Consider the following 12,370-nt stretch of genomic DNA (forward strand, 5'->3'; position numbering starts at 1 on the left):
TATTATTATAATAAAAAAAGTTAGAAAAAGGTATTAAAAATATAAAATATATTTTACAATACCTTTCGAATTTATAAATAATTATAACAATTAATTGTCAGGTAAGCTAGGAACATCTCCATATATATCTCTAAGCTCATCTTCAAAATTATACATATCGTGTATAGCCAAGTACATTGCTCTTCCCAAGATATTGGCTTGGTCGTAAGTTGATGTCCATGAGAAAATACCTGCTAGACAATTTTGAATAACATATTCAGCTTTTAGGAATATAGATAAATCGTTGTCAAATGACATTGCAAATGTATTATCTTTAACTAAATAAGGTACTAGTGCTTGATTGTCAAATTGATAAACATATCCATTTTTGTTTATATAGTTTTCTCTAAGTTCATCATAAGACTTAGTATTTGTAGCACCTAGTCTTCCGTAAAATGGCACGCCTAAATTGATTTTTCTAGATGGCATACCAGCATTTATAAGATTGTTGACCATAGAATTTACACTATAACCAGGAAGAGATAAATTTGAATCATATAAATTAGCTTGATGTTTTCGTCCATTCTCACCAGTTTCGCCTGCAGTAAAATCATAGCTCATAAGGTTGAAGTAGTTTATTAAAGGTGCTATTTTATCTATTTCAACACTTCTATTGATATATGCAGTTTCACCAGTACCAGCGACACTAATCCATTTGTCTTCTCCTAAAACATCTCTTAGGGCAGTTATAAGAAGTGTGAAATTTTCTCTATCTTCTGGTCTTGATTTTATACCAGATGCACCATTACCAGGATATTCCCAATCTATATCTATACCATCTAAGTCATAATCACTTACTAGTTGATTTACATTTCTAGCAAAATTATATCTTGATGTTGGAGTCAATGCTGCATCAGAAAAACCATCAGCACCCCATCCACCGATAGCTGCAATTATTTTTAAAGAAGGTTTAACTTCTTTAAGTGCTAACATCTCATTTAGATATCTTGGTGCAGGTACATATAAGTTACCATTATCATCTATTTCTACAAATGCATATATTGCAGCATCTAAATAAGTAGGATCTAAGTTTCTAGGATTTCCTAATACATATTCAAATACTATAGGATTTAGATTTGGACAATTTGAATTTATATATTCTGTATTTTGTCTATCGTCTTTTGAAGATTTTGTTTTTTTACTAGATGAAGATATACTGTTTTTAGTTTTAGGATAAATGTATTTAGGTTGATTTTTTTGATTTATATATTCTGGCATATCTTTTCTGCTTTCTTCATTTATAAAACACAAGTACCAATCTAAACATGAATATTTTTTATCACAGTTTTTTATAGTATTTTTTAGTTCTTTGTATGTCTTTGGTGGCTTAGCTATAACTGAATTTCCTGGCAACCAATTAGCAGGAGTTACAACATTATCACAATCAGATTTTTGAAGAGCATCTATAATTCTAAGAATTTCAAAAATATTTCGTCCAGTAGTCATAGGATAATACAAAATAGTTCTAAGTATTTGTTTGTCATCTATAATAAATACAGCTCTAACTGTAGAAGATGAACTCATAGGCTCTGAAATCATTCCGTATAATTTTGCAATTTGCATATTAGAATCATCTATAATAGGAAATGGTATTTCAATTCCTGTAAGTTGACATATATTATAAACCCATGCTAAATGAGATGCATTACTATCTACACTAAGTCCGATTAATTGTGTATTTCGATTTTTAAATTCATTATAATACTTTGCAAAGCATATAAACTCAGTAGTACATACTGGTGTAAAGTCCCCTGGATGAGAAAATAAAACTACCCATTTACCTGTATAATCAGATAAGTTTATTGGGCCAAATGTCGTATTAACTGTAAAATCAGGAGCTTTTGAACCCAAGTTAGGCAAACATGGCATAATATCACCCCTTTTAAATTTAATCTTTATATTTATATTATTAAAAATAAGTAGGATTGTTACTACTTGATATATATGAAAATATAAAGTGAATAAATTGGAATAGTTAACAAATTATAACGAATTTATGTCAAAATTCTTATATGAATTGATATTTATGTATTATTTTGCTAATATATATATTGAAGGAAAATATAATTTTGGGAGTGGATAATATGAAAAGTGTTTTCAAAAAACTTTTTAAAACTTTATTAACGTCTTTTTTAATATGTTTTTGTGCAATGATAATTTTAATGATAAGCAACAGGATAATGGGAGTATATCGTGTGGGAATCGCTTATATATTATTAGGTGGATTAGGATTTATAATGTTGACGGCAGGTATGATTTTAGTGAGATTTGATTATATTTTCAAAAAGGAAAAGCCAAAGCGAGTTGCTAGAAGAACTACCGAAAATCCTAAACAAAAAACTCAAACACACCCAAAAAACATACAAAGAAAAAGCCGCAGACGAGAAATATCTTAGATATAGTTTATAAAAATCAATTATGTGAATATAAAATACCATTAAATTTAAAATTTAATGGTATTTTTTTTTATTGAACTAACTAAATAATAATAGAATAAAACTAGGAGGTAGAAGATTTTATGTGTATAAATATATTTGAAGGCAACACAGTTGGATATAAAAATGTAATAAAATCTTCTTGTTCACAAGATTTCTCTATTTATAAAAAATATAAAGACTACCTTATATGCTCAGTAGCAGATGGACATAGTATGGATATGTTTAAGTATAGTCATATAGGTTCTAGACTGGCTTGTAAGGCCATTTTAGATATATCAGAAAAATATCTACAAATTGATAGTGATTTATTTATAAATAATTTTAAAAAAGGTATAATTCAAAAACAAATAAAGCTGAGATGGAGAAATCTAGTATATGAAGATTTTTACAGTAGAAACTATAGAGCATATAAATTAAATTATGGACTTTACGGGACTACATTGACATTTTTTATATTATTGAGAGATAAAATGATATTTTTTAATTTAGGAGATGGCAATATTTTAATACAGCAAGAAAATGGCTATAATTTTATATTTGAAAATAATAATTATAGAGTTGTAAATTCACTAGCACATGAAAATTGTGAAGATAAAATGCAGTATAAAATACTAAACAGATATAAAGACCTAAAGCTAGCTATATTTACAGATGGATTTATAAACTGCTTTAATACATATGAAGAAGTAAAATCGGAATTAGACTCTACGTTCGAGATGTTAAATAAAAATATATTTAGACGATATAATTTAGAAAATAAATATAAAGCTCATTTAGAAAAATTGAGCAGGTATGGCTCACATGATGATATAAGTGTTATATTTGTATTACAAAATAATGCGAAATTATAGTATTATAAAAATAGGTTAGAAGAATCTAAAATTTGTCTTCCAACCTATTTTTTGTGATATAAAGTAAAAAAGTGCAGAAATACATAATGTCCTAATGAAATAATATGGTATAATAAATTATAAAACTAAAAACAACAGGAAGGTAAAGATGGATGAATTTAAAAAAAGGTTTCGACACATTAAAAAATCAAATTGAATATTTAATTGATAATATCAAGTATAATAAAAAATATTTGGTTAGTCTATCTTTGTCATTGGTGGCTTTTTTAATACTTTTAGTAGTTCTTTTTTTTAGTAATGGAGATTTCAGTGTAAGTAAAGAAGTTAATACTCTAGTAGATAGCATATCTAGTAGAAGATATACAGAAGCATATCAATATTATGAAAATCTAGAAAAAGAATTTTCAGCATCTAAAATGAATAAGTTTAACAAGTCAGCATCAAATAAATTATCTTCATTAGTTGCAAATAGTGGAGATAAATACATAAGCGGTGAAATGTCTAGAGAACAGTATTTAGGACTTATAAACACGATAAATGCTTTAGATCATATAGAAATTGATGTAAATCAATTATTAGATATATCAAGCAGGGTAGAAGAAATGTACATTGATGAAAATATAAGCTATGAAAAGGCATCTTCTTATATGGAAGTGACAACTTCACTAAAAGGAATCTATCAAGATTTAGATGAATATAAAAATAATATAGAAACAATATGCCAATCTAGAAAAGTATATCAAGAAGGTAGTAAGTTTCAACAAATAAAAAAATATAAAGAAGCTATAGATAAATATGACAAAGTAGTAAAAGAAGATAAAAAATACTACAGCTTAGCACAAAATAAAAAACAAGAGTGTATAAAAGCTATGTATGATTATTATATATCTCAATCAAAAAATTCTTCAAAAAAGGGTAATTATGAAGAAGCATTAGTTTATTTAACTTATTTAAAACCATATTATCCAAATGATGAAAAAATAGAAGAATTAGAAGATGAATACAAAGAAAAAATATCTGTATATACTCTTACGTCTGATGATATTTTAAATTTAATAAGTAAAAGAAGTAAAATCGACTCTAGTGAATTGTCAGTTATATCATATCAACAGACAATAGACGGAACTCTTTACTATTATGCAGAAGTTGTAAGAGACAATAAAATATACAATGAAGTTTTGGTTGAACCAAAAGAGAAAAAAATATATTCATATAAATCAGAAAAAGTTGATTATGATTGTGAATATAGTGATGGATATTATAAAGTAGATGAAGATGGAAAGTACATATTTGCAATAACTTCTAAAGATGCTGCATCTATAGTGAGGGATAGATTGAGCTCTAAAAAAGAAGAATTTAATGATTTAGAAGTTAAATTTAAATCAGATATTGAAAAATATGTAAATAAAGAACAATTAAACAAGCTAGTTGAAAAAAATAATAATATTTACTATTATGTACTTGTTAAAAAAGGATGGTTTTCTTTAACAAAAGAAGTGTATTTAGTAAATATGTATAATAAAACAGTATACAAATGTGTCGACGATAAAATAAGCAAAATTTAGTTTTACGAGGAGTTATTTATGAGGAAAAAGATTATTTTAGGTGTTTTATGTTTTGTATTGGTAATCCTAGGAGTAGGACTTTTCTCTACAAAAAGTGATAAAATATCTAAAAATGTATATGTAAAAAATATTAATATTGGAAAATTAACAAAAGACGAAGCAAAAGAAAAATTAAGCAGTGAATATAAAATGGAGCCTTTTAACTTCAAATATAAAGATGATGAGTGGAAAATATCACCGGAAACAATAGATGTAAGTTATGATTTATCTAAAACAGTACAAAATGCATATGATGTTAATAGAAAGGGAAACATAATAGTAAATGTATTCAAATCATTAAAATCTATGCTCGGAGTAAAAACGCACATAAACATAGCGATTGACTTTAATGAAGATAAATTAGTAAAAGAATTAGAAAAAATATCAAAAGAAATAAATATAGAAGTTAAAAATGCAACACTAAAAATCACAGGTGGAGAAATTGAAGTAGTACAAGAAGAAAGTGGCCTAGAATTAGACATAGAAGCGAGCAAGACAAACTTCATAAAAAACCTTGAAAATACAAATTTTGACGAGGAATTAATAGTTGCAAAAATAGAACCAGAAGTAAATAGTGATGACCTAGAAGGTATAGATACATTACTTGCTAGTTATTCTACAGTAGCATCTCCAGGAGATGCTAACAGATCTGAAAACTTAAGACTAGCGACAGAAAGAACAAGTGATATCTTATTAATGCCTGGACAAGAGTTCTCTTACAACAACTATACTGGCGAAAGAACTAAAGAAAATGGATATAAAGATGCACATGTTATAAGTGGCGGTGAAGTCACATTTGGAACAGGAGGCGGTGTATGCCAAGTTTCATCAACTATATTTAACAGTGTTTTATACGCTGGATTAGATATAGTAACTAGAATAAATCACTCTATACCTTCGACTTATGTAGGTCTAGGAAGAGATGCTACAGTAAATGATTCGGGTATAGATTTTGTATTTAAAAATAATTATGAAAATCCTGTATTTATAAAAAATTACTATAACAATGGAAAAATAACATGTCAGATATTTGGTGTTGAAAGCGATAAAAAAGACATAGAAATATCTACAACAGTAAATGCGACTATAGAATACAGTACTATAAAACAAGTAGATACGAACTTAAGCGAAGGTGCTACAAAGGCTTTAGAAAGTGGAAGAAAGGGATACAGTGTTACTACTTATAGAATTTTTTATGATAAAGATGGCAACGAAATAAAAAAAGAGACAGTATGCCAATCATATTATCCAAGTAAAAATGCAGTAATTGCAGTTGGATCAAATAAATCAAATTCAAATAATAATAGTAACAATCAAAATCCATCAGAAAATAATCCTGGACAAGGCGAAAACAACAATAATGGAGAAAGTAGTGACAAAAATAACAGCGAAACTCCAACTCCAGGAGATACTACACCACCTGCTTCAGGAGAGGTCCAAACCCCACAAATCTAACTTAATAAAAATCACAAAAGTGATTTTAATGGTTTAAAGACCAATAAAAATAAATATAAATTATAGGGGGTGTTGATTTGAAACTTAATGATATAACCCAGTATATTCAAGAGATTTGCCAAAATATCTCTAAAGTACTAGATGTTGATGTTACTGTAGTATCGAAAGATTTATATAGAATAGCGGGAACAGGCATATTTAAAGATAAAATAGGCGACAAAATATCAGAAGAAGCTGTATATTCAAATGTTCTAAAAACAGGAAATTCATATATTATCAATAAAGAAATTGAAAATAGATGCAAAACTTGTTCTAGCAGAGAACACTGCAAAGAACTAGCAGATATATGTACACCTATTAAACTTGGAAGTGAAAATTTAGGAATTTTAGGTATAGCCGCATTTACAGAAGAACAAAAACAAAAGATACTATCAAAAGACAAAGAGCTTAGAGAATTTATATCTAGTATGTCTGATTTAATATCATTTAAATTAGATGAGATGTATAAAGAAGAAATCAAGACAGTAGAACAATTAGAAAAAGAAGAAATCGAAAAAGCAATAAAAAAATACGGCAGTAATACTCAAGAAATGAAAAAAGTTGCAGATGCATTGAATATAGGTATTGCAACTTTATACAGAAAAGTAAAAAAATACAACATAAAATAATCATTTAAAAATCCTTCATCTATTGCGATGAAGGATTTTTTTGACTATAATTTATAAATATGTTATCTTAGAATATATGGAATATTAGGAGGCGATTATCATTTTAGGAGAAAATATAATTTTAGATATTGAAAATATGCCTAGAAAAATAATGGACATTTCTTTAGTTGAAGAAAATAAAAGCGATTATACATTTTTTAAAATAGATGAAGATGAAGGCGAAGATAATGACACATTAAAGGCATTAAAACAAACATATGTTACTTCAAACTATAAAAATGAAACAATTTTAAACTTACAAAAAGAACTTAATACAAATTCTACGGAAATATCAAAAGAAATTAAATTAGAGTCTTATAATAAATACAACAACGCACTTGATTTAGCTATAAGACATTACATTACAAATGCAGTAGAATTTATAGAAGAGGCGCTTAAATTAAATCCAAAAGACCCAGATATATTAAATTTAAAAGGTCTTTTATGTTTATTAAAATGTGACTTCTCTAAAGCATTTGAGAGTTTTTACACAAGTCAATGTTATGGAAATAATGAATTATCTAGAAAATACGTTAACTTGTTGTCATCAAAAGAATTTAAAGTATTCTTAGAGAGATATAATCATTCAATTAGATTTATAAATGAAGAATTAAATGAAGAATCTATAGAGATATTTGACTCTTTAATATTAGAAGAGCCAGATCTTATAGAGCCATATGTTATATCTATACTACTTTACGATAGAGTAGGAGATGAAAAGAAAAAGATAGAATTATTAGAAGAACTTAGATGCATAGATAAAAACAACCCTATCTTTGAAAAATTTAATGAAGAAGGTGTAAATCTTGAAAGTAAGTCAGAAGAAAAAGAAGAGACAAAAGTAAATAAAGACGATAATAAAGAAAATAAACCTAAATCTAAAACAAAGAAAACAGATAAAAAACATATAGTATTATATACTGTAATTGCTATTTTAATAGTTTGTATGGGAGGAGCTTACTTACATAATCAAAAGAAAATAAATGATTTAAACGAACAGATAAGTTCTAAAGATACTGAAATACAAGAAAATAAAAAGGCATTATCTGAAACAGAAGAAATGCTAAGTCAAAAAGAGCAAGAAGCAAAAGATGCACAAGAATCAGAGCAAAAAGCTAAACAACAAGAAGAAGAAACTAAGCAAATAGCAAGAGGTGCAGAAGCGCTTTATTTTGATGCAACTAAGTATAAAGCATCAGGTGATTATAAAACTGCTATAAAATACTATGAGTATACATTAAAAGCAAAAGATACATCTTCTTATAATGCAGATTCAATATATAATATAGCACTTTCATATAAGAAAATGGGCGATACTGAAAATGCTATAAAATACTACAAAAAATATGTAAGCTCATATTCAGCATCTCAAGAATATTATGATGATGCGTATTATCAGCTTGCTACAATATATTATGAAAATGATAGATTACAAGAAGCAAAAGATGCTTTACGTACTTTAAAAGCTACAGACCCAAATAGTGCATATAATAGAAATGAAAAAGTATTAGCAATTTTAAAACAATAATAAAAAAGTGATATTGTAGATTTATTTACAATATCACTTTTTTAATTATAAGGAAATTATATTTATTTTGGTAATATATCGGGAAATATCTATATAAATAAAATAATATAAAAAAATTATCTTTTACAAATAATGAATGTATATAAAGACTCCCTGCATTAAATGCAAGTTAATATATTAAAAATTGCTTAAATTAGAAATTTTATAAGTAAAATACATGTGTTTAAGATATAAAAATGAAATAAAAAATAAAATAAAATCATATTAAGATTGAATAAAAACAGTGAAAGCAAAATTTCACAAATTGTATATAGAAAAAGAAAAATGACGCAAAAGTTGCACTTTACAGATTGAAAAAAGATATTATAATAATAGTTAAAGAAAAGCAAACAGGGCGATGCTTATAAAAGATATTGAGAAAGAAGGGAGAAATCAAAGTTAAGACAAAGGGGATGACTTTGATTGATAAATATTATGAGTAAGGTCAATAACATAGTAGAAAAAAATATTTTTGCAAGATATAGCATTATACTAGCAGGTATGATTATATCAAGTATAGGAATAAATGGATTTATAAGACCAGCACATCTTTTAAGTGGAGGTGTTACAGGACTTGCTACTATGATTAATTACATGACAAATATAAATGTAGGGTTACTTACATTTTTAATAAATATACCAATATTTATACTTGGATTTATATATTTAGACAAAGATTTTTGTATTACTAGTTTAATTAATATGGTATTATTTTCTCTTATATTAGGTGTAACACAAGATATAGGAACTTATATCAAAGTAGACGATATACTACTTCAAAGTGCATTTGGTGGAGTTTTATGTGGTATAGGTATAGGACTTACATTTAGAGCAAAATCATCACAAGGTGGGACAGATATTATAGGAGCTATTTTAAAAGTAAAAAGAAATGTAGAAGTTAAAAATACAGCTTTAGCTGCTAATATAGCAATAGTCTTATGTGGAAGTTTTTTATTTGGAATAAACTTAGCATTATACACATTAATAAGTATGTTCTTAAATGCACAAACAATGTCAGTAGTAAAAGATGCATTCTTTGAAGAAAAAGCAGTAATGGTATTTACAGAAAAATCTCAAGAAGTTGCACATGATATAATGCATGATTTAGTCAGAGGTGTTACATTCTTTGATGCAGAAGGTGGATATACACGTGAAAAGAAAAAAATAGTATATTGTGTAGCATTAGCAAAAGAAATACCAAAAATAAAAGAAATAGCACTTAAATACGATGAAAAAGCATTTATATCAGTAAATGATTTAAATGAAGTAAAAGGTAAAGGATTTAAAGAAAGATATCTATAAAATATAAAAAGAATATAAAAAAGTCTTCTAAAAAAAGGAGACTTTTTTTATTTGAAGGAAATTGATATTGATTAAAAGAAATCTTTATTGTTATAAAACTATTATGATTATATAATTATATTATAGAAATATGACTAATAGTTTTAATCTAAAGAAAGGGAGCATTTTATATGAGTGATACAAAAAATAATGTTTCAATATATAATGAGTATTTAAAATCTATAAATGATGTGAAGAGAAAAGTAAGAAATGCACAAAATATAAAGAGAAAAGCATTAAAAAAAGATATAAACGCAAGTGAAGAAGATATAAAATTAATAGAAAATAAAGCTCTTACAAATGAGAAAATAGGTTTTAATTGTAACGATATTAAAATTTATTGCTTTAGTAATGGAGATAAATATATAGGAAAAATAAAAGATGCACAGATGAATGGTATTGGAGTATATTCTTTTTTTACAGAAGATGAGAGAATACTTGAATATTCAGGGGAGTTTAAAGATAATATAAAAGAAGGTTGTGGTCAATATATATTCCCTAATGGAAATATATATACTGGACACTTTAAAGATGATGTAAGAGACGGTATAGGCCAGATACTTTATGCAAATGGAGATGAATATATCGGCAACTTTAAAAATGGCAAAAAAAATGGAAATGGCATTTTTAAGTGGAATGATGGATGTATGTATTATGGAGACTATAAAGATAATAAAATGGATGGCGATGGATCGTGTTATAATCCTTCTGGAATTTTGATTTATGAAGGAACTTGGAAATCAAATCAAATTCATGGATTTGGAACTTATATTTGGAGTGAAAATAAAAAATACATAGGCGAATTTAGAAATGGTAAAAAACATGGCTTTGGAAAATTCTATTTAGATGGCGAATTAGTATATGAAGGGACTTGGAAGTTTGATAAGCCATCTATATTTGGAAGAAGTTTAGAAGAAATATTCACAGTTAAATTTTAAAAAATAACTTATTTAAAAATATAATTTTAATAAAAATTATATTCAATAATGTAATTTAAAGTGAATTATAAAGTTATATTTAGGGTATGCTATCTATTAACAAAAGCATTTTTATAATAAATGTTTTAATACAATTTTATAGAACTTAAAATAAATCACCTTTTTAAGTATTAAAATGTTAAAACTATGAAAGGATAAAATTATGAACTATAAAAAGTATTTTAAAAAAGCTATTGCGATAGCACTTTTATTTTTTTTAGTAAACGCACCCTTAATATTAGCTTATAAAAACATAGATGATAAAGACAATATAATAAAAAATAATTCAAATAACAGCAAAGAAATTGCTCTTACATTTGACGATGGGCCACATCCAAAAGAAACAGCTAAAATTCTTGACATCTTAAAGAAATACAATGCAAAAGCTACATTCTTTGTTGTAGGAAAACACGTTAAATGGTATCCAGACTCTGTAATAAGGGCGAGTAAAGAAGGTCATGAAATAGGAAATCACACATTTACTCACCCGGATATAAGTACATTGTCAAATGAACAATTAAAAACCGAAATTAAAAATTGTGAAGATATAATAATTGAAAAGACAGGTAAAAAGCCAGTTTTATTTAGACCACCGTTTGGAAATTATAACGAGAGATGTCTAAAAGAATTATCTCAAGATTTAGGTTATACAGTTGTATTGTGGAGTGGAGTAGATGCAAAAGACTGGAGGAATCCTCCAGCATCTCAAATTGCAGATAAAATAATAAAAAATGTAAAACCAGGAGATATAATACTGTTGCATGACTATGGAACAGAAAATACAATTATAGCACTTGACACAATATTATCCACATTATCACAAAAAGGATATAAATTTGTTACGGTATCTGAACTTTTAGATAAAAATAATAGATAAATTTTAAAAATATGTAATTACTTTGAAAAAAGTTAATATTATATATTAAGAATATTTTTAGAAGGATTTGATTAAATGTATAATAAAATCTATGAAAAGAAAGAATATATAATTTTTCAAGTAAGGGGAGGTTATATAGCTTACAACACAAAGAAATGTTTTCAGGATGGTCATACACATTTAAGACATTTTGATGCAGCTAAAACGGCGATAGACCTAGTGATCAAAAAAAAGTCCCTAAAAGTACAGATGAATACTATCTAGTAAGTTTAATAAGATTGAGTGAAGACAATAATTATATCGAAAAAATATATGAATTAATGAATACTAGAAGAAACAAAGGTAAAAAAGATAAATATTACAATGTAACATGTAAATTAATAAAAAGGGGCTTATAGTCCCTTTTGTGGCGTTAAGACATTACAAAATAATAACTTTAGGTTTTGTAAAGAAATTTTATAAAAAATATACTACAATATATTATATGACAAACTTTTTTTTTGAAGATAAATGA

10 protein-coding genes are annotated in these 12,370 nt (G+C 26.3%); 9 read left to right on the plus strand and 1 reads right to left on the minus strand.

Annotated features, from left to right (window positions below):
- Window positions 1-90 precede the first annotated feature (90 nt).
- Window positions 91-1,908, minus strand: coding sequence for a peroxiredoxin (locus I4U58_RS08780; RefSeq protein WP_195930923.1), 1,818 nt, complete (start codon window positions 1,906-1,908; stop codon window positions 91-93).
- 326 nt (window positions 1,909-2,234) lie between these two features.
- Between I4U58_RS08780 and I4U58_RS08785 the strand changes: the two genes are divergently transcribed.
- The 9 genes from I4U58_RS08785 to I4U58_RS08825 all read left to right on the plus strand — a co-directional run bounded on the left by I4U58_RS08785 (window position 2,235) and on the right by I4U58_RS08825 (window position 11,856).
- The gene (locus tag I4U58_RS08785) at window positions 2,235-2,435 is read left to right on the plus strand and encodes a hypothetical protein (RefSeq protein WP_195930924.1); all 201 of its coding nucleotides are present in this window, start codon (window positions 2,235-2,237) and stop codon (window positions 2,433-2,435) included.
- Between the two features lie 122 nt (window positions 2,436-2,557).
- The gene (locus tag I4U58_RS08790; RefSeq protein ID WP_195930925.1) at window positions 2,558-3,328 is read left to right on the plus strand and encodes a PP2C family serine/threonine-protein phosphatase; all 771 of its coding nucleotides are present in this window, start codon (window positions 2,558-2,560) and stop codon (window positions 3,326-3,328) included.
- 152 nt (window positions 3,329-3,480) lie between these two features.
- A complete protein-coding gene (locus tag I4U58_RS08795; RefSeq protein WP_195930926.1) occupies window positions 3,481-4,893 on the plus strand; it encodes a UbiD family decarboxylase in 1,413 nt (470 codons plus the stop codon).
- A gap of 18 nt (window positions 4,894-4,911) precedes the next feature.
- Window positions 4,912-6,387, plus strand: a complete 1,476-nt coding sequence (locus tag I4U58_RS08800) for a VanW family protein (protein WP_195930927.1) — start codon at window positions 4,912-4,914, stop codon at window positions 6,385-6,387.
- A gap of 77 nt (window positions 6,388-6,464) precedes the next feature.
- Window positions 6,465-7,055 (plus strand): helix-turn-helix domain-containing protein, encoded by a 591-nt coding sequence (locus I4U58_RS08805; protein ID WP_195930928.1) that lies wholly within the window; start codon window positions 6,465-6,467, stop codon window positions 7,053-7,055.
- Between the two features lie 136 nt (window positions 7,056-7,191).
- The gene (locus I4U58_RS08810) at window positions 7,192-8,622 is read left to right on the plus strand and encodes a tetratricopeptide repeat protein (protein WP_195930929.1); all 1,431 of its coding nucleotides are present in this window, start codon (window positions 7,192-7,194) and stop codon (window positions 8,620-8,622) included.
- Window positions 8,623-9,084: 462 nt separating this feature from the next.
- Window positions 9,085-9,963 carry a YitT family protein gene (locus I4U58_RS08815; protein ID WP_330605523.1) on the plus strand — a complete coding sequence of 293 codons (879 nt, stop codon included), beginning with the start codon at window positions 9,085-9,087 and terminating at the stop codon, window positions 9,961-9,963.
- A 170-nt stretch (window positions 9,964-10,133) separates the two neighbouring features.
- Window positions 10,134-10,940: a hypothetical protein gene (locus I4U58_RS08820; RefSeq protein WP_195930930.1), complete on the plus strand. Its 807-nt coding sequence runs from the start codon at window positions 10,134-10,136 to the stop codon at window positions 10,938-10,940.
- A 202-nt stretch (window positions 10,941-11,142) separates the two neighbouring features.
- On the plus strand, window positions 11,143-11,856 hold the full coding sequence (locus tag I4U58_RS08825; protein ID WP_195930931.1) for a polysaccharide deacetylase family protein: 714 nt from the start codon (window positions 11,143-11,145) through the stop codon (window positions 11,854-11,856).
- Window positions 11,857-12,370: the final 514 nt, after the last annotated feature.

The organism is Clostridium sp. 1001270J_160509_D11, assembly GCF_015667935.1.
Lineage (GTDB): Bacteria > Bacillota > Clostridia > Peptostreptococcales > Peptostreptococcaceae > Intestinibacter.

Bases quoted from the DNA above. Each gene is read 5' to 3' on its own strand.
- I4U58_RS08780 (WP_195930923.1), bottom strand. From the start codon at position 1,908: ATGCCATGTTTGCCTAACTTGGGTTCAAAAGCTCCTGATTTTACAGTT.
- I4U58_RS08790 (WP_195930925.1), top strand. From the start codon at position 2,558: ATGTGTATAAATATATTTGAAGGCAACACAGTTGGATATAAAAATGTA.
- I4U58_RS08795 (WP_195930926.1), top strand. From the start codon at position 3,481: ATGAATTTAAAAAAAGGTTTCGACACATTAAAAAATCAAATTGAATAT.
- I4U58_RS08800 (WP_195930927.1), top strand. From the start codon at position 4,912: ATGAGGAAAAAGATTATTTTAGGTGTTTTATGTTTTGTATTGGTAATC.
- I4U58_RS08810 (WP_195930929.1), top strand. From the start codon at position 7,192: ATGCCTAGAAAAATAATGGACATTTCTTTAGTTGAAGAAAATAAAAGC.
- I4U58_RS08820 (WP_195930930.1), top strand. From the start codon at position 10,134: ATGAGTGATACAAAAAATAATGTTTCAATATATAATGAGTATTTAAAA.
- I4U58_RS08825 (WP_195930931.1), top strand. From the start codon at position 11,143: ATGAACTATAAAAAGTATTTTAAAAAAGCTATTGCGATAGCACTTTTA.